This is a genomic window from Shewanella glacialimarina (genome assembly GCF_020511155.1).
In the GTDB taxonomy this organism is placed as follows: domain Bacteria; phylum Pseudomonadota; class Gammaproteobacteria; order Enterobacterales; family Shewanellaceae; genus Shewanella; species Shewanella glacialimarina.
Genome location: NZ_CP041216.1, coordinates 1 through 20,105 on the forward strand (window position 1 = coordinate 1; position 20,105 = coordinate 20,105).

General features: G+C 42.1%; 12 protein-coding genes. 7 read left to right on the forward strand and 5 right to left on the reverse strand.

What is annotated here, in order from left to right:
- Window positions 1-100: 100 nt before the first annotated feature.
- The 4 genes from dnaA (at window position 101) to gyrB (ending at window position 6,220) form a co-directional block, all read left to right on the forward strand.
- Entirely contained in the window at window positions 101-1,489 is a 1,389-nt protein-coding gene (gene dnaA, locus FJ709_RS00005) for a chromosomal replication initiator protein DnaA (protein ID WP_226412258.1), read from the forward strand.
- Between the two features lie 19 nt (window positions 1,490-1,508).
- Window positions 1,509-2,609: a DNA polymerase III subunit beta gene (gene dnaN / locus FJ709_RS00010; RefSeq protein WP_226412260.1), complete on the forward strand. Its 1,101-nt coding sequence runs from the start codon at window positions 1,509-1,511 to the stop codon at window positions 2,607-2,609.
- A 95-nt stretch (window positions 2,610-2,704) separates the two neighbouring features.
- Window positions 2,705-3,787, forward strand: coding sequence for a DNA replication/repair protein RecF (recF, locus tag FJ709_RS00015; RefSeq protein WP_226412262.1), 1,083 nt, complete (start codon window positions 2,705-2,707; stop codon window positions 3,785-3,787).
- Window positions 3,788-3,802: 15 nt separating this feature from the next.
- Entirely contained in the window at window positions 3,803-6,220 is a 2,418-nt protein-coding gene (gyrB, locus tag FJ709_RS00020) for a DNA topoisomerase (ATP-hydrolyzing) subunit B (RefSeq protein WP_226412264.1), read from the forward strand.
- Between the two features lie 63 nt (window positions 6,221-6,283).
- Here gyrB and FJ709_RS00025 read toward each other — a convergent pair whose 3' ends face one another.
- Complete coding sequence (locus tag FJ709_RS00025; RefSeq protein WP_226412266.1) at window positions 6,284-7,561, reverse strand: MbnH family di-heme enzyme; 1,278 nt, start codon at window positions 7,559-7,561, stop codon at window positions 6,284-6,286.
- Window positions 7,561-8,508 (reverse strand): MbnP family copper-binding protein, encoded by a 948-nt coding sequence (locus FJ709_RS00030; protein WP_226412268.1) that lies wholly within the window; start codon window positions 8,506-8,508, stop codon window positions 7,561-7,563. Before FJ709_RS00030 ends, FJ709_RS00025 begins: the two co-directional genes overlap by 1 nt.
- Window positions 8,509-8,618: 110 nt before the next feature.
- Between FJ709_RS00030 and FJ709_RS00035 the strand changes: the two genes are divergently transcribed.
- Together FJ709_RS00035 and FJ709_RS00040 are read left to right on the forward strand one after the other, a co-directional pair.
- The gene (locus FJ709_RS00035; RefSeq protein ID WP_226412270.1) at window positions 8,619-11,354 is read left to right on the forward strand and encodes a choice-of-anchor B family protein; all 2,736 of its coding nucleotides are present in this window, start codon (window positions 8,619-8,621) and stop codon (window positions 11,352-11,354) included.
- Between the two features lie 496 nt (window positions 11,355-11,850).
- Window positions 11,851-12,915 (forward strand): HDOD domain-containing protein, encoded by a 1,065-nt coding sequence (locus tag FJ709_RS00040; RefSeq protein ID WP_226412272.1) that lies wholly within the window; start codon window positions 11,851-11,853, stop codon window positions 12,913-12,915.
- A 73-nt stretch (window positions 12,916-12,988) separates the two neighbouring features.
- On the opposite strand, the gene glyS is transcribed toward FJ709_RS00040, so the two are convergent.
- The gene (glyS, locus tag FJ709_RS00045; RefSeq protein ID WP_226412274.1) at window positions 12,989-15,058 is read right to left on the reverse strand and encodes a glycine--tRNA ligase subunit beta; all 2,070 of its coding nucleotides are present in this window, start codon (window positions 15,056-15,058) and stop codon (window positions 12,989-12,991) included.
- Window positions 15,059-15,068: 10 nt separating this feature from the next.
- Window positions 15,069-15,974, reverse strand: coding sequence for a glycine--tRNA ligase subunit alpha (gene glyQ, locus FJ709_RS00050; RefSeq protein WP_226412276.1), 906 nt, complete (start codon window positions 15,972-15,974; stop codon window positions 15,069-15,071).
- A gap of 113 nt (window positions 15,975-16,087) precedes the next feature.
- Between glyQ and FJ709_RS00055 the strand changes: the two genes are divergently transcribed.
- Complete coding sequence (locus FJ709_RS00055; protein ID WP_226412278.1) at window positions 16,088-16,657, forward strand: DNA-3-methyladenine glycosylase I; 570 nt, start codon at window positions 16,088-16,090, stop codon at window positions 16,655-16,657.
- A gap of 93 nt (window positions 16,658-16,750) precedes the next feature.
- Here FJ709_RS00055 and FJ709_RS00060 read toward each other — a convergent pair whose 3' ends face one another.
- Window positions 16,751-19,936, reverse strand: a complete 3,186-nt coding sequence (locus FJ709_RS00060; protein WP_226412280.1) for an amidohydrolase family protein — start codon at window positions 19,934-19,936, stop codon at window positions 16,751-16,753.
- Window positions 19,937-20,105 lie beyond the last annotated feature (169 nt).

The following is a 20,105-nucleotide window of genomic DNA, read 5'->3' on the forward strand; positions in this document are numbered from 1 at the left end:
GATCGCCTTGGGGATAAATATTAGATTAACGATAGCGATCATCCTGATCTCACTATAGAATAGATCTCCTTTTGTTAACCTATTTTTGGGGAAGAAATAAGTGGCGGTTTCACTTTGGCAACAATGTATCGGTAGGCTGCAAGACGAATTATCGGCTCAGCAGTTCAGTATGTGGATCCGTCCGTTACAAGCTGAAATGGATGGTGATACGTTAGTTCTTTATGCTCCAAATAGATTCGTATTAGATTGGGTGCGTGATAAGTACATTAATATCATTAATCAATTTTTTACCGAGCAAATGGGCAGTAATGCGCCTAAATTGCGTTTTGATATTGGTAGTCGTCCTTCAGCTCGCCAAACTCCAGTGGTGTCAGCCCCTGTTTATGCAAAGCCAAGTGGTCACCAGACTAAGGCACGTGTTGGCACAACCTTTAACACTCAAGCTGACCCTGTAGCCAATGCTAACCATCGTAGTAACATTAACCCTACTTATCAGTTTGATAACTTCGTTGAAGGTAAATCAAACCAATTAGGTAAAGCTGCTGCATTACAAGTTGCTGAAAATCCGGGTGGCGCTTATAACCCGTTATTTTTATATGGCGGCACAGGTCTAGGTAAAACTCACTTATTGCATGCTGTCGGCAATGGCATCATTAAAAATAACCCAAATGCAAAAGTGGTTTACATGCATTCTGAGCGTTTTGTTCAGGACATGGTTAAAGCGTTACAAAATAATGCGATAGAAGAATTCAAACGTTACTATCGCAGTGTTGATGCTTTATTTATTGATGATATTCAATTTTTTGCCAACAAAGATCGTTCACAAGAAGAATTTTTCCATACCTTCAATGCGTTATTAGAAGGTAATCATCAGATCATCTTGACTTCAGATCGTTATCCTAAAGAGATTGACGGTGTTGAAGATCGCTTGAAGTCGCGTTTTGGTTGGGGGTTAACTGTGGCCATTGAGCCACCAGAGTTAGAAACCCGCGTAGCGATTTTAATGCGTAAAGCACAAGAGAGCGGAATAAACCTACCTGATGAAGTGGCGTTCTTTATTGCTAAACGTTTACGTTCTAACGTACGTGAACTAGAAGGGGCATTAAACCGTGTTATTGCTAATGCTAACTTCACTGGCCGCCCAATTACCATTGATTTTGTCCGTGAAGCATTACGTGATCTCTTAGCGTTACAAGAAAAGCTAGTCACGATAGACAATATTCAGAAAACAGTGGCAGAATACTACAAAATAAAAATGGCAGATATGCTGTCTAAACGTCGCTCGCGTAGTGTGGCAAGGCCAAGACAAGTGGCGATGGCGCTATCTAAAGAACTCACAAACCATAGCTTACCTGAAATAGGTGATGCATTTGGTGGTCGAGACCATACAACCGTGCTGCATGCCTGTCGTAAGATTGCGCAGCTGCGCGAAGAAAGTCACGACATTAAAGAAGACTATGCCAACTTAATAAGAACGCTTTCTTCTTAATTCAGGGAATACTGACACAATGAAATTTTCAATTGATAGGGATGCACTGTTAAAACCATTGCAATTGGTTTGTGGTGCCGTGGAACGTAGACACAACTTACCCATTCTTGCCAATTTACTTGTTGAAGTTAGTGACAACTCACTTAAGTTAACCGGTACAGATTTAGAGGTTGAGCTGGTTGGCCAGGCTGCTATTCAAGGTGATGTTGTTACTGGACGCACAACGGTTCCAGCCAAAAAGCTGTTAGATATTGTTAAATCATTACCTGACTCATCAGAGCTGCATATTGAGCAACAAGATAATAAATGGTTGCTGCGTTCTGGCCGTAGCCGTTTTTCATTGGCCACATTACCGGCCGAGGATTACCCTAACGTTGAAGCATTCCAAGCAGATATTGAATTTAGTATAAAACAAGGTGTGTTGAAATCGATTATTGATTCTACTCAGTTTTCAATGGCTAACCAGGATGTGCGCTATTATCTTAATGGTTTACTATTTGAAACCGAAGGCAACATGCTGCGTTCAATTGCCACAGATGGCCATCGTTTAGCGCTAAGCCACCGCCAAGTTGAACAAACACTGCCAGAAAAACAAGTTATTGTCCCGCGTAAAGGCGTGGTAGAAATGTCGCGCTTACTGGATAGTGAAGATCAAGATATTACTATCAGTATTGGTGATAATGCCATTCGTGCCGTAACGGCCAATGCAGTATTTACCAGTAAACTCGTTGATGGGCGTTTCCCTGACTATCGAAGAGTGCTGCCAAAAGGGGGCAATAAAATAGTTATTGCCAGCCGTAATCAGCTTAAACAAGCATTAACCCGCGCCTCGATTCTTTCTAACGAGAAGTTCCGTGGTGTGCGTATTCAGCTTGAACCTGGTTTATTAAAAATTACCGCTAATAACCCTGAGCAGGAAGAAGCCGAAGAGATTATTGATGTTGACTATAATTCAGATAATTTAGAAATTGGCTTTAACGTTAGCTATTTATTGGATGTACTCAATAACCTTGCCAGTGATGAAGTTCGCATCACCTTAATAGATGGTAACTCAAGTGCTTTAATTGAGAATCACCTTGAAGAAGACTCCATGTATGTGGTTATGCCAATGCGCCTATAAGGGTGTTGTGGTAGTCTATTAACCATTGTTAACAAGGTGCTTATATGCACCTTGTTTTGTCTTTAATTCAGCGCGTACAGTACCCATAGGTTTGCATGAATCTTAGCCGCTTAACCATTAACTCTTTCCGCAATATTTTGTCTGCTAACCTTAGTACTGGTAATGGATTAAATTTGATTTATGGCCAAAATGGCAGTGGTAAAACCAGTATTCTTGAAGCGATTTTCTTTTTAGGCATGGGACGTTCTTTTCGTAGCCACTTATCGCAACGGGTGATTAATACTGACGCCGATAATTTAGTGTTATTTGCCCAACTTACCGATGGTGAAGAGCATACAAAAATTGGTTTGCGCCGCCATCGCAGCGGTGAAATAGAAGTTAAAATTAATGGTGATAAAGTAAAAAAGCTGTCTATATTAGCTGAAACATTACCTATTCAGGTGATAACCCCAGAAAGTTTCTCACTGCTGTTTGAAGGACCAAAGGCTAGACGACAGTTTATCGATTGGGGCGCGTTTCATTCTGATCCACAATTCTATCAAGCCTGGGTTAATACTAGACGTATTTTAAAGCAAAGAAATCAACTTCTTAGAAATCAAGCCGCCTATTCTCAAATACAGTTTTGGGATAAGGAATTGGTACGGTATGCTGAACAGGTCACTGATATACGAAATCACTATGTAGACTCGTTAAATGAGCTACTAAAGGGTATAATCAATGAGTTTTTACCTCAGGTTAATATAAATGTTTCCTTTACCCGAGGATGGGATAGCAAAACGGATTTTTCGCAATTATTAGAAAACCAATATCCTAGAGATTTAGCCACCGGAAATACCGCAAGCGGCCCGCATAAAGCGGATTTACGTTTACGGGTAGGCAACTTGCCTGCGCAGGACGCGTTATCCCGTGGTCAATTAAAATTATTAGTCTGTGCACTGCGTATTGCACAGGGAAAGTTGCTCAAACAACAACTGAATAAAAACAGCATTTATTTAGTCGACGATTTACCGTCAGAGTTGGATGCACAGCATAGGCAGCTATTGTTGAAACAGTTAACCGAAACCGGCGCACAAATATTTGTCACCGCAATCGAGCCTGCAGCGATAGTCGATTCGTTAACAAGTCCACCCGACAGGATATTTCATGTTGAAGATGGGCAAGTAACGGTTATTGAATAACAACGAGAGAGAAATATGTCAGAGAATAGTTACGATTCTTCGAGTATTAAGGTTTTAAAAGGCCTTGATGCAGTACGTAAGCGCCCTGGTATGTATATTGGTGATACTGATGATGGTACGGGCCTTCACCATATGGTATTCGAAGTCGTCGATAACTCTATCGATGAAGCGTTAGCCGGTCACTGTAGTGACATTACTATCATGATTCATACTGATGGTTCAGTGTCTGTCAAAGATGATGGCCGTGGTATTCCGGTTGCTATCCATGAAGAAGAAGGGGTTTCTGCCGCTGAAGTGATCATGACCATACTGCATGCTGGCGGTAAGTTTGATGATAACTCATATAAAGTCTCTGGCGGCCTTCACGGTGTAGGCGTATCGGTAGTTAATGCATTATCGAAAAAGCTGCAGTTAACTATTCGTCGAGCGGGTAAGATTTATGAGCAGTTTTATACTCATGGTGTACCTGATGAGCCAATTAAAGAAATAGGCGATGCGGTTAAAACCGGTACTGAAATTCGTTTTTGGCCAAGCTCTGATACTTTTACCAATGTAGAGTTTCATTTTGATATTTTAGCTAAACGTGTTCGTGAACTGTCTTTCCTTAACTCAGGCGTGGGTATTCGTCTTGTAGATGAGCGTGAAAATAGAGATGAATTCTTTAAATATGAAGGCGGCATTAGCGCGTTCGTCGATTACTTAAACCGTAATAAGACACCCATCAACAAAGAAGTATTCCATTTTGTTCAAGAGCGTGAAGACGGCATTACCGTTGAAGTGGCTATGCAATGGAATGATGGTTATCAAGAAAATATTTTCTGTTTTACCAATAACATCCCTCAACGTGATGGTGGTACTCATTTAGCCGGTTTCCGAGGTGCGTTAACCCGTAACTTGAATACTTATATGGAGCGTGAAGGCTTCAATAAAAAAGGCAAAACCAGTGCAACAGGTGATGATGCCCGTGAAGGCTTAACCGCGGTTATTTCAGTTAAAGTGCCTGATCCAAAGTTCAGCTCACAGACCAAAGATAAATTAGTGTCAAGTGAAGTGAAAAGTGCGGTAGAACAAACCATGGGTGAGAAGTTGAATGACTACCTATTGGAAAATCCTGTTAACGCTAAGTTGATCGTCGGTAAAATTGTTGATGCAGCTCGTGCGCGTGAAGCAGCGCGTAAAGCCCGTGAAATGACTCGTCGTAAAGGCGCATTAGATTTAGGTGGTTTGCCTGGTAAATTGGCCGATTGCCAAGAGAAAGACCCTGGTCTTTCTGAAATATACATAGTGGAAGGAGACTCTGCTGGCGGTAGTGCTAAGCAGGGGCGTAATCGTAAAAACCAGGCCATTCTACCGTTGAAAGGTAAAATTTTAAACGTAGAAAAAGCCCGTTTTGACAAAATGTTATCTTCACAAGAAGTAGCCACGCTTATCACTGCACTAGGTTGTGGTATTGGCCGTGATGAATATAATCCAGATAAAACTCGTTACCACAATATCGTTATCATGACCGATGCTGACGTCGACGGCTCTCACATTCGTACCTTGTTGTTGACCTTCTTTTTCCGTCAAATGCCTGAGCTTATTGAACGTGGCTATGTGTATATTGCACAACCACCTCTGTATAAAGTTAAAAAAGGCAAACAAGAACAATACTTAAAAGATGAATTAGCCCTAACTGAATATCTAACAACCCAAGCTTTAGATGGCACTCACATCTATCCAAGCCAAGGCGCATTAGGTATGAGCGGTGAACCATTAGAGCGTTTAGTGACTCAGTATCGTGAAGTTGAGAAGATTATCAAACGCTTAGAAAAGCGTTTTCCAACTAACATTACTAATCGTATGCTTTATCATCCTGAAATAACCACAGCAATGCTTGCTGATCAAGGTGTGATGAATGTATGGTGTGATGCCTTTATTGCTGATTTAGTTGCTTTAGAAAATAGCGGGGTGATTTATTCATCTGAAGTTATTTTAGATCCTGAGCGTAAAGTTTATACCCCAAAAGTGATTATTCGTAAGCACGGTATTGATACTAGCTACGTATTTGGCTATGACTTCTTCACTTCTACTGACTATCAGCGCATTGCTAAGTTAGGCGCTGCTTTAGACGGTATGATTGAAGAAGGCGGCTATGTGCAACGTGGTGAGCGTCTAAAAGAAGTGGATAGCTTCTTAGAAGCGTTAGATTGGACCATTAGCGAAGCAAAGCGTGGCTTATATATTCAACGTTATAAAGGATTGGGTGAAATGAACCCTGAGCAATTGTGGGAAACTACAATGGATCCAGAGTCTCGTCGTATGTTGCGAGTCATGATTGAAGATGCGGTCGCTGCCGATCAACTGTTCAGTTGTTTGATGGGTGACCATGTTGAGCCTCGTCGTGAGTTTATTGAAACTAACGCGTTAAATGTGGCTAACTTAGACGTCTAGCTTTAAGCGTAACAGTAGCGATAAAAAAGGAAAGCTTAGGCTTTCCTTTTTTGTGTGCATTTTTTACGGTTTTATCTCAACCCAGGGATCGCTAAATTCGATATTGGTGATGAATTTGTCATCGGTTAAGCTGGCGAGAAAAGCAAGTAACTGTTGTTTTTCCGCTTCACTTATTTCAAAGCCCTTAATGAATGGACTTTTTAATGGATTTTGTCGTCCATCTCCTTGGTGTTCCCCTGCTGTAATATTACGGCCACCAGCTGCATAAATATCTATCACCTCAGATAAACTCGCCACGCTACCGTCATGCATATAAGGCGCAGTTAGGCTGATATTTCTTAAGCTTGGGGCCCGAAAACGACCGTCATCGATAGCTTTACCACTGACTTGAGCTAGACCAGTATCCTTTTGAGGGTAACCTAGCTGGCTATTTTGCTGTACTGGTGTCAATGCCGTGTCAGCCAAACTATTACTGACTAATGATGCGCCAAGTAACCCTGTACGTTCAGTGTAATATAAGCCGGTATTGTGGAAAGGGCGTCTGTCTAGTGGTTGCTTTTCGTGGCTGGTGGACTGGGTAAAGTTAAAGCCGCCATGGCAATGATGGCACTCAAGTTTTTCTGAGAAGAATAGCGCCATTCCCGCGAGTTGGGCTTCATTCAGGGCATCATCTTGCTCATTGTAGGCGTAAGTATCAAAGGGTGAGTTTAAGGATACTAAGCTTCTTACAAAACTCGCTAAAGCTTGAGTTATCTGTATAAAGTCAACGCCGTTAGCTCGTTGGCCGAAAGCTTGCTCAAATAGTGCTGGGTAGGGCGCTTGGGTAAATCGTGGGAGTATTAATGCTTCTTTACCTGCGAGCCCCATTTCTACTGGCTGCTCGCTAAACAGGGGCAGTAAAACCTGATCCTCTATATGAGTTAGACCGTCGTGGGCCCAGGTGAGGGTTTTGTTGTAGGCAATATTGACTAAGGCTGGCGCATTACGAGTGTGCGCTTGCCCTGTACTGCCTATGGAAACCTTGAGTGTTTCGGCAAAGGCTTTGGATTGTAAATGGCAACTGGCACAGCTTTGTGTTTGATTGGCAGACAGGCGAGTGTCATAAAATAAGTAACGGCCTAATGTGACCTTGGCCTGTGTCATTGGGTTGTCGGCAGGCACTTCAGGCTTTGGGAAGCCTTCTGGTATTGGCCATTCATATTGGCTGACTTTGCTAGCAGATTCTGCCTGATTATCATTTTGTTGGTGACTTTCTTGCCCACAGCCCAATGCGAGCAGTATTGGCAGTGCAAGTGCCATGGTGGCCTGCCATTGAGGTTTACAAGGTCGGTTAATCTGCATTAATTAAATCGCCACATTTTAGGGGTATCAGATATATCGCTATCCAGAGGTTTGAGTGTTAAAGCTGCTTCACTCGCACTGTTTATACCTAATGCGTTAAACAGAGGCTGGCAACTTAGGCTTTGTGGATCAGACATACAAGCCTGTTGCGAGAGTTTGTCATCATTAAGTACAGTCGTTAGCAGGGGGGCTAAGTCTAATATTAGCTTTTGCTCTCCTTGATAAGCTAATTCGACTTTGGCTCTATTGGGGTAGTGGCAAGCCTTTAAAGGCGCACGCATTACACTGGCGGATTGGCAGCCGATAGAGCCTAAATGAAATTGCCAGCCCGTTTGCAGACTAGCTAAAGGTATGCTTGCCGTTGTCTGATTAGCGCTAACTGCTGAGTTTGGCTGGTTAGTTTTATTCAAATCCAATCGTAAAAATTTATGCCCTTGTTGCCATGTCCAAAACATATCACTTTGATTAAGTGGCGGTAGCGCTTTAAGTGGATTACCGTGATTAAGCTTAAAGGGCACGCCCAACTCAAAACTCATTAAGCCCGGTATCAATGGTTTTTCAAAATCAATTGTCCAATTTTCCTTACCTTGGCAATCTCCCCCCAATAACAATAAATTTTTCTGTTGATGGCTTAATGTCTCCAAATCGGCATCTGTCTTGAGCGTGATGGGTTGATCGTTAAGGGTAAAGTTACTTAAGTAAAATTGGAGTTGTGCTAAATGCCATGGAGCTAATAGAGGGTCGTTGCACGTTACTGTTTTGTCATGCCACATCAATACAACTCTTAATGACTTGTTTTGTGCTGATAGCGCTTCAGAGCCGTCACTGCAAGCGACAAGTAAGCATACTAAAGGCCATATCCATAGACGCGCAGGGCGTAACGCTAAGGATTTTTTTAATCGTCTAAAATGGCTACTAAGGGAAGTAATATAAATAAATGATGGCATGTTATCTTATTGTTGTTTATGTGTTGCTTTTCTGTATCCTACAAAATAAACCCTCAAAAAGCACTGATTTCTCGTTGATTTTAACTACTGGAACAAAAACGGAGTTCATTATGACGTTCCCTTATTTATGTAAGAGTGGCCTTAAACTTGTAGGTTTATTGTCTCTTAGTTGTTTTGTTAATACTTCCGCACTGGCGCATTCAGAGCATGATAAAGCAAGATTTGTCAGTGAGACGGGTCAAGATAAGGGCTTATGTGATAACGTATTGCGCCCCTGTAAAACAATTGCTTATGCAGTGACTCACGCTAATAAGGGCGATCGTGTATTGGTTGCTGATGGTTATTATCAAATTCAAGATATCGATGAACTCTTCTTACTGACCAGTGAAATCGTGCCTGTTATGGGGGGATTTAATCGTTTTGATCATTATCTTTCCCAGGCGCCACAGCTTAATAATACTGTTTTGGCAGGTGTACCATTAGAGTTTGCATCTAGCTTACACGATCGTGGTTTTAGGGTGATAAGTGATGGTATAGGACAGTATGGCAGTCAGCTTGATGAGATGTTAAAAGAGCATCAAGCGTTACAGCAAGACCATTCAAGTCAGGAGTGTACAGGTGGTAAGGCGGGTGGCTTTAACTGTGATGCCATCGACTTAGTATCCCATGTTTCCCTTGGTAGCTTTTCTTCCAAACCTTCTGCTGCCAATGATATTTGGGGCCATGTAGATCTTAATACCGGTACAGAATATGCCATTATTGGATTAACCAATGGTACCGCCGTAGTGAGTCTGGCCGATCCTGCTAATCCGGTTGAAATTGGTACTGTTTCTGGTAGCAATACCAGTTGGCGCGATATTAAAGTTTATCAATGGTTTGACACCTTAACTTCTCGCTGGAAAGCCAATGCCTACGTGACATCAGAAGGCTCAGATAAGATTCAAATTATTGATTTAAGCCAGTTGCCGACCTCTATCGCTCGACTAGCAACTGATTCAGCTGAAGGAGCGGCGCACAATGTGTATATCAGTAATCTTGATTATACTACCAATACCGCGTTAAGTGGTTTAACACCCAACCTTCATATTGTAGGTCAAAGTAGTGCTGGTGGTGCCTTTAAGAGTTATTCCCTAACAAACCCGAGTCGGTTAAGTGCTAGTTTTAGTCATAGCGGTGCCACGCGTGATGATTACACTCATGATGCCAGTTCTATGGTAGTTGACGATGCTAGAGCACAAGCCAGCTGTCAAACGGCCATATGCACGGTTTTATTAGATTTTAATGAAAACAGCATGCGCCTTTGGAATATTACCAACCCCTCACAGAGTAAACCACTGTCGGAGGTTAGCTATGCTAAAGCTGAATATGTTCATTCAGGCTGGTGGAGCGAGGATAAACGTTATGTGTTTGTCCACGATGAATTAGATGAGCAAAGAGCCGGACTTAATACTACATTACGGGTTTTTAATGTTGATAATCTAGATGCTCCTAGTTTAGTTAAAGTATGGTCTGGACCGACTAAGGCGATAGATCATAATGGCTATGTTCGTGGAAATCGATATTACATGTCCAATTATCAACGTGGCGTGACTATTTTAGACATTAGTCAGCCAGACGACCCTAAAGAGGTAGGTTACTTTGATACCTTTCCAGCGTCAGACAGTAATGCGTTTAACGGCGTTTGGGGCGTTTACCCTTACTTGCCATCTGGTTTAGTGATTGCTAGCGATATCAATAGTGGTTTGTATATTCTGCGAGATAAGACGCAAAGCCAGATTCAGGGTAATGCGAGCTTTAGTTCAACAACATCATCTGCACTAGCGGGAGATGTGATTACTGTTAATGTGCAACGTCCGCAAGGCGAAGGTGTTGTTGATGTGGGTTATGAAACCCTAGAGGCAAGTGCAAAGCAAGGGCGTGATTTTGAGGCTCAAACAGGGCGGTTAAGTTGGGAGGCCAATGACCTTACGCACAAGCAAATTATTATCACCACCTTTGACAGTGGTCAAAACCGTGAGCTTAAGGCATTTGTCCGTTTGTTTGATCCCCAGGGCGGTTTAGGCATTACCAGCCCAAGCTACCATGAGTTATCTATTGGCGAAGATGTACCTCAGCCAGGCACCCTTGGTTTTGAGCGTGGACTAAGCACTATTAATGAAGGAGCAGATCCACTAAGTGTATCGGTATTACGCGTTGGTGGTAGTGTAGGTGAGGTGCGTGTTAACTATGAATTCATAGAAGGAACAGCATCATTAACAGAGGATCTTCAAGGTAGTTTAAGTGGCGAACTTGTCTGGTTAGATGGTGACTCAACGGCTAAGCAAATTGTGATTACTCCCAAAGAAGATACTCTGGTAGAAGGTAATGAGCTATTTTTGATAAAACTGACCAGTGTTGACTCAAGTGTACTTGGTTATGACACTCTGACCGTAACACTCGTTGATAATGACAGGCTTAATAGTGCGCCAATTGTTAATGTGGGTGACAGCCGTGATGTAAATGCAGGGGAAACCGTAACATTAACCGCAGTGGCTTCCGATCCTGAAAATGATGCTATTAGTTACCTATGGCAACAAACAGGTGGTACTGCAGTGAGCCTAACTAATGCGAATACAGCCTCTGCGCAATTTGTTTCACCAACGTATGATACAAGCTTAGTGTTTAGTGTGACAGCAACGGATAGTTTGCAAGCTAGCGCCTCAACAAGCGTCACTATTACGGTCAAGGCGGCTGTTGTGCCATTACCTGTACCAATAACTGAGCCATCCGGTGGCAGCAGTGGCGGCAGCTTAGGTTGGATATCGCTATTATTACTGGCTTTAATAGGTAAGCGTAGAATAGCTTAATAGTGGTTTTGGGTAATTATTAGCGTGTTATAAGAAATGGAACCTAATGGTTCCATTTTTGTTAGTGAGTGAACACCTACTAACTTTGCTATTTTATTAAACTGGCAAGCGTTACAGTTAAAACCCTACTATCTAGCGGCTATGGTTGTACATAATGTTTTTGTGTCGGCTTGATATGACTTGTACTTAGATCAAATAGTTTAGGTAGAATGCACCTAGATTAATTATGGTAAACTTCATTATTCGAGTATATCGGCTTATAACGATTAACCATTGAGGGTGATTGGTAATTGGACTGGCCAAGGACAGACTTGTGTTGATGAGTCTCACATAAAGTTCTATGGTGAGCTTGTTGAAATCAGCAAATTAAATATAACTAATCTAGATTTTATTGTTGAGCTAAATTATAAAACAGCGCCATCTAGCTGCGACTTTTATTGCAGAGTGCTATGGTTAAGTCAGAGCCTTTTATTCATTATCATTTTGGATCAATGCCGTGGTCAGAACATTTTTTAAGAAGTTGTTTAATATTCGTGATAATCAAGAACAAGCTAAGTTTACCGGTGTGTCCAATACTGAAAAATTAAAAGCAGCATCACGCGCTAAAGCCGCTGAACGAGCCACGGCAACACAGGTAGAGTCGCAGATTAATGAAGCTGAGCAGTTGTCATCAATTGATGTTTCGGCGTTATTTTATAGTTTACTTTTTCCTGTGCAACAGCAAGGTACGGGTATAGCCAATAATCTTGAGCGCCAAGTGATGGGCAAAATTGAGATTGCGTTAAGCTCTCCCAAAGACATAGCTGAAAATGTGTTAAAACTTCCCAGTAAAATAGTTGAATTAGATAATAAGCTGGCTAATCAAGACGTCGATATTAAAGACGTATTGCAATTAATAGAACAGGATCCTTTGTTAAGTGTTGAAGTCTTAAAGTTATGTAACTCGACAACTTTCAAACGCTCTGATAGAGAGGTGACTAATTTACAACAAGCTTTAGTGCAATTGGGCCGTGAACAATTAAGGCAGTTTGTAACGGCTTGTTTGGCCCGCGAAATGATAGATATTAAGCCAATTTATTTCCGTCGTTTTGGCGCTGAAATATGGCGTCATTCAATGCAGGTGGCTTTTTTATCTAGCGAGCTTGTTGAAGGTGAGCGTGATAGCGCTTTTTTATTAGGCCTATTACATGATGTGGGTAAGATTGCTATATTCAAAATGTTGATTGATGCTTTTCATCAAGCAGAACCCGGCGAACAGCCCAATTCATTATTGTTTAGTCAGCTCATGACCTCAAAATCACTGACGCTAAGTGCTTTATTAGCTAAATATTGGCAATTGCCAAATACCTTTGCTGAAAATTTATCTTTACTGGCCAATGCTAATGTACCGCCTAAGTCAGGTGCAGCTAAAGCGGTTTGGCGAGCGAATGTGATAAGCGAATGTTCTATGTTAGTACAAGCGAATAAAATATCAGAAGAAGTACTGATTAAGTTATTGGCTCAAGTCGACATTTCCCGCGAGTCTTTTGATGAACTACATCAAAAATTATTACAGTTTTAAATCACTCTGATTTGAATACACATAAAAAAAGCGCCTAGGGCGCTTTTTTGTGTAATGACATTTAAACTAATCGTTATTGCAGTACAGAAATGTCTGCAACATGTAAGAATTGCTCACGTAAGCTATTAAGTAACGCTAAGCGGTTATTCTTAAGTGCTTCATTATCAGCCATCACCATGACATCTTCAAAGAAGGTGTCTACACTTTCACGTAAATCGGCTAGCAAGGTTAATGCCTGCTGATAATCAGCATTAGCAAATAGCGGTGCTAATTCTGGTTGCAGTTGGATTAACTTATCCGCTAAAGCTTTTTCTGCCGGTTCAACTAATAAACTCTGGTTAATGGTTTCAGGCAGTGTGCCTTCAACCTTGGCCAAGATATTAGACACTCGCTTATTAGCTGCAGCAAGGGCTGTGGATGCCTCTAAACTGCGGAAGTGTGATACCGCTTTAACACGACTATCAAAATCAGCAGGGCGCGTTGGGCGACGTGCTAACACAGCAAGAATCACATCAACTTGAATGCCTTTATCTTGATACCAGCTACGGAAGCGGGCCATAAAGAATTCAAGAACATCATCAGCGGTTGTTTTATTGCTAAGACTATCACCGTGAAGTTTTTGCGCTTGAGCGATTAATTCCACTAAGTCTAACGGTAGATTGTTTTCTACAATAATACGTAAAATACCAATAGCGGCACGGCGAAGAGCAAATGGATCAGCTGCTCCCTTAGGGGCTTGCCCAATACCGAAAATACCCACAAGGGTGTCAAATTTTTCAGCTAAGGCAACCGCACAAGATACCGCATCTGTTGGCACTGTATCACCTGAAAACTTAGGCTTATATTGTTGTTCAATAGCAACAGCAACCGCTTCTGACTCACCATCTAAGCGTGCGTAATGCATACCCATAGTGCCTTGGGTATCGGTAAACTCCATCACCATATTGGTCATCAAGTCTGCTTTTGATAGTAAGCCTGCACGACTAGCTTCCGCTTCGCTGGCATTTAATTGTGCAGCGATAAAACCTGCCATTGCAGAAATACGTTCAACGCGTTGCTTTAACGTGCCTAATTGCTTTTGGAATACCACGGTTTCTAGGCTGGCTAAACGAGACTCTAGGGTGTGCTTTTTATCTGTGTTGAAGAAAAACTCAGCGTCAGCAAGACGTGGGCGAACCACTTTTTCATTACCTGAAATAATTTGCTGCGGATCTTTCGATTCAATGTTGGTGACAAAGATGAAGTTAGGCAGTAACTTGCCTGCGTTATCAAACACAGGAAAATACTTCTGATCGCCTTTCATGGTGTAAACCAAAGCTTCAGCTGGCACGTTTAAGAACTTTTCTTCAAAGCTGGCGGTTAATACCACTGGCCATTCAACTAATGAGGTGACTTCTTCAAGTAAGTCATCTTCAAGTTCTGCTATACCACCAATAACCGCAGCAGCTTTTTCTGCATCGGCTTTAATCAAGGCTTTACGCACATGATAATCTGCAATCACTTTACCTTGTTCTTTGAGCATAGTGATGTAGTTATCTGCATGATCTAGCTCAAATGAGGCTTGCCCCATAAAGCGGTGACCACGAATAGTTCGTGCAGATTGAATCCCTAACACTTCACCTGAAATAGACTCAGCGCCTAATAACATGGTGACAGTATGAACCGGGCGAATAAACTGAGTTTTGTTATTACCCCAGCGCATTGGCTTTGGAATAGGCAGCTTATCTAATGCTTGTTGAGTCATGTCAGCAATAAGGCTACCTGTGGCTACACCCACTATTTTGGCTTGATGAACTAACCATTCACCTTTGTCGGTCACTAAACGTTCAGCTTGCTCTACCGTAATACCGTTACCACGAGCCCAGCCTTGAGCTGCTTTGGTTGGATTACCGTCAGCATCAAATGCTGAGCTAACAGCAGGGCCACGTTTTTCAACAACTTTATCCGCTTGCGCTAACGCTAACTGAGTAATGCTAATGGCTAATCGGCGAGGTGCGGCATACCAAGTTGATGCGGTAAAAGGCAAGTCTACTTTAGTGAGTTCAGCTTCAAAGTTAGCTAAAAATGATTCCGCAAGTGTGCGTAGTGCTTTTGGCGGTAACTCTTCAGTGCCAATTTCAATGAGTAAGTTTTCAAATTTCATCTAATAACCTCTACTTACACATAGGGAAGCCTAACGCTTCACGTGCTTTATAATAAGATTCTGCTACACCTTTAGCCATGGTACGAACGCGTAAAATATAACGCTGGCGCTCGGTCACTGAAATAGCATGGCGTGCATCAAGTAAGTTAAAAGCGTGCGATGCTTTCATCACTTGTTCGTAAGCAGGAAGAGGTAATGGTTTTTCTAAGCCTAATAATAGTTGGCAGGCTTTTTCACAGTCATCAAACTGTCTAAATAGTACTTCAACATTCGCGTACTCAAAGTTATAAGTAGACTGTTCAACTTCATTTTGATGAAAAATGTCGCCGTATGTGACTCTTCCCATTGGGCCGTCGGTCCATACTAAGTCATAGACACTATCGACTTCTTGGATATACATAGCTAAGCGTTCTAAGCCATAGGTGATTTCACCCGTAACAGGGCTACACTCTATACCGCCAACTTGCTGGAAGTAGGTGAACTGAGTTACTTCCATACCGTTTAGCCAGACTTCCCAGCCTAACCCCCAAGCACCTAAAGTCGGTGATTCCCAGTTATCTTCTACAAAACGAATGTCATGGACTTGAGTATCAATACCTAAAGCCTCAAGTGAGCCAAGGTACAACTCTTGAATATTATCTGGAGAAGGTTTCAATACCACTTGGAACTGGTAATAATGTTGCAAGCGGTTAGGGTTGTCACCGTAGCGTCCGTCAGTTGGGCGGCGTGATGGCTGCACATAAGCGCTGCTCATTGGCTCAGGCCCTAAGGAGCGTAAGAATGTTTGTGGGTGGAAAGTTCCAGCGCCCACTTCCATATCTAACGGTTGAACAATTGCGCAACCTTGCTGCGCCCAGTATTCTTGTAGGGTTAGGATGAAACCCTGGAATGTCTTTACGTCATGTTTCGTCGTCATGTCTACTACTGTCAGGCTATTAATAGAAAATGGAATTGATTATACCTTGTAGAACAAGGTAGATGTAGGTTATTTTTTAACGTATTACTGAAATTGTTAATGGACACCATAACATGCAAGTTAACCGATGTGGCTGGGTAAGTGAAGACCCTATGTATCAACATTATCATGATGAGGTATGGGGGCGGCCTGTTTATGACTCCATAGAGCTTTTTGCTAAACTGTGTTTAGACGGTCAGCAAGCGGGATTATCCTGGATTACCATTCTTAAAAAGCAGGCTAACTATGAAGCCTGCTTTGCTCATTTTGAACCGAGTATTATCGCCAGCTTTGATCAAGACAAAGTCGAGGAGCTGTTACTTAATCCTGGCATAGTGCGTAATCGATTAAAGGTTAATTCCATTATTCGCAATGCCAAAGCGTATTTAGCTTTTGTTGATCAGGGCAATGATTTCTCTGAATTCTTATGGGGCTTTGTAAACGGTAAGCCACAGGTAAATTATCCTGCAACGCTTAAAGATGTGCCTGTGCAAACGCCAGCATCTGAAGCTATGTCAAAGGCGCTGAAGAAGATGGGCTTTAATTTTGTTGGCCCAACAATTTGTTATGCTTTTATGCAAGCCGTTGGCATGGTCGACGACCACACCACAGATTGCTTTTGTGCCGCGTCTAAGCGTCAATAATGTAGAGCGGTTTGAGTATCGCTTGATAAAAAAGGGTGTTCCACGTGGAACACCCTTTATTGTTACAACATAATGCTGTGAATTATATCTACACTATTTTGTTTCAAAGAAAAACGGCTTACGTTGTATCTTATCGCCATTCAACTCATTCATTGTTTCCGAATTAAATAACTTACCGTTAACCATAGTGTAAGTTACTTTATCAGTGCTGCGAATGTCAGTCAGTGGGTCACCGTCAATAACAATCAAATCGGCTAGTTTACCTGGCTTGATTGTACCAAGCTGATGATCCATACCAAAAGTGGTTGCTGGGTTAATGGTGGCTGTTTTCAATACATCCATATTACTCATGCCGCCTTGGGCAAACATCCACATTTCCCAATGAGCAGCCAGACCTTCACGTTGTCCATGTGCACCAATGTTTGGCTTAACACCAATTTCATTTAGTTCGTTGGCAACGCGTGCGACATTAAAATGATTGTAATGTGCATCAGGTGCAGTGGTTCTACGCATTGAGCGCGCATCTAAAATGTCATGCGGAACATACATACTTAAGCGTGGATGTGCCCAAACGTCGGTTTTATCATACCAGTAATGTTCACCAGAAATACCACCGTAAGCTACCACCAAGGTTGGGGTGTAAGCTACTTTAGTTTGGCTCCAAAACTGTTTGATGTCGCTGTAAATGGCAGCCACTGGTAACGAGTGTTCAACCGTTGTGTGGCCATCAGCAATCATAGTGAGGTTATGTTGAAGTAGCGAACCACCTTCAGGTACTACCATCATTTCTAATTCACGCGCTGCCGCTATTACTTGCTGACGTTGGTTACGTCTTGGTTGGTTATAGCTTTTTACGCTAAATGCACCGACTTTTTTAAGGCGTTCTAAATGGAATTTAGCATCATCTAACGAATCAATGTGTGAGGTATAACCAGGGCCGTTAGCGCCATATAGAATAGTACCGGTTGAAAATATACGTGGGCCAACAATGTTACCGGCTTTTTGTTGCTCTGCAGCAGCAAAAATCTCCGTGGTATCATTTGAAGGGTCATGGATAGAGGTGACTCCTAATGATAAGCCTGAATAGAGTGCCCAGTTTTGTTGTGGAATGATCTCATCATCTGCTTGGCCACCATGTGCATGGGCATCAAACAGGCCTGGCATAATAGACTTACCGGCAATATCGATAATTTGCGCGCCAGATGGAATGGATGTTGATGCATCGCCAACAGCAACAATTTTATTGTCTTTAACTATCACTACACCATTTTCAATCACTTGATCATTTTCAAGGGTGATGACTTTACCGCCAACAAAAGCGATTGTTCCACGTGGAACATCTGCATCCTGTTTAAAGCCAATAGAGGTTATTTGGGGCTCAATTTTAGCGTCAGATTTTTCATACTGAGTATCAACTTTGGCTTGATATAAGTCTGGGCCAAGGGTCCAATAAAGCTCGTTGCTGTCATTGTTCCAACTTATGCTTTCGCCGGCACGGGCGCTGAGTTGAGTAACGGGTAGATTGTTAGCTTTAGGGCCAATGTTAATCGTTTCACCATGCTTAGCAAATGGCGTGACATAAACACGGAAACGTTCTGCAAATGCAAGATGTTCACCATTAGGGGCTATACGAAACTCTGTCGCATGTTCGCTAGTGTAATGAGTACGTTTTTCGAAACCGTTCATGCCAATCGATGAAAGTTGCGGCGAGCTGCCGTAATCCATAAAGTACACACGGTCGTTATCTGCACCAAATTGTGGTTGATAACCACTGGCAGATAGCTTGGTGTTTTTCTTACCTTTAGTATCAACTTTATATAAACCAGGTTCTTGAGACCAGGTGCGAGCTGTCATATAGCCGCCCTTAGCTTTACGATAAACCACATATTCTCCGTTAGGAGAGAATGTTGGCTCAACATATTTACCAGGTTCATTAGTTAACACTTTGGCTTTTCCACCACGCGAACTGACGATGCTAACGGTACCTTGGGCTTGGTCATTCCAAGTGGTAAATACAATGTTTTTACCATCACGTGACCATTGAGGGAATAGCTCGTTAACATCATTATCTAAACGAGTTAAGCGTTTCTGTTTGCCATCTTTTATATCGCGGATCCATAACTTGCCTAATGCTTCAAAGACCACTTGTTCACCATCAGGTGAGACCTGTGCCATGCGCAGCATTTTTACATCAAAATTATCTTGATCAAGGTTCTGAGTAAATCTAACAGAGGGTTGTACGTCTAACTGGGTTTTAATAGAAAAGGGAATATCACTAAGCGTTTTTTTAGCCACATTTAGCTTGTTGATTTTACCGTTAGCCCAGAACACAATATCTTTATTGTCATTGGTCCAAGACATTGTTGGGTAAACGCCGTGAATAGCCCAGGTTTCTTGCATGTCACGATCTAGCTTGTCATACAGCTTTGTTTCTTCACCAGACTTTAAGTCCAGAGAATATAAGGTCGACTGGAAACCATCTCGTTTTATGTATGCTAAAGATTTACCATCAGAGCTTGGTGTTGGACGAATAGCACCGCCGGTACCTTCAATTAATACTTCAATGTCACCGGTTTGGGTGTCATAGCGTTTAATTTTATAAATCCCTTTTACAGAATCCTTTGAGTAATGAAAGGTTTTACCTGGGGTCGCATCTTGGCTGAAATAGATATAGCGGCCGTCAGGTGAGTAGGCAGGCTCGCCTAAATCTTTTTGATCATTTGGACGTTCTGTCAGCTTAACGCCTTCACCTCCAGCAACATGATACATCCACACTTCGCCAGCACCTAAGCTTCGACTTGCGGTAAAGTGTTTACGAGCAACTAGATACTGTGAGTCAGGACTCCAGGCTGGGCTGTTTAATAGGCGGAATGTTTCGCTGGTTACTGGATGTGGATTGGTGCCATCGGCATTCATTATCCATATGTTGTCGCCGCCATCTTCATCAGATGTGAACGCAATATATTTTCCATCAGGGCTATAAACTGGCTGCATTTGCCATGCAATGCCACTAGCAAGTTGGGTTGCTTCGCCACCAGATATAGGCATTTGATAGATATCGCCTAGTAGGTCAAATACAATCGTTTTGCCGTCAGGTGATACATTGACGTTCATCCATGTGCCATCAGTGACATTAATGTCGACTTTTTGTAATGGGGCATTTTCTGGGGCGTTGACTTGCCATTTCGCTGCTTCATCTTCTGTGGCAAAACTAGTTGAGCTAATACCAAGTGATAATGCTATCGCGGTATAAATAGGGGTAAGTTTTTGTGTGAACATGCAAGATCCATTTATTTATCATTATAAGAGTATTAATGCCAACCAACAGTATCTAAAGTGGTTTGTGTCAGGCTTGTTAGCATCAAATCTGGCTTGGTAACCTTTATCGCACAAATGGCTATAAAACGACACAAAAAATCTGTTTCAAATAATGACAGAAAATAAAATT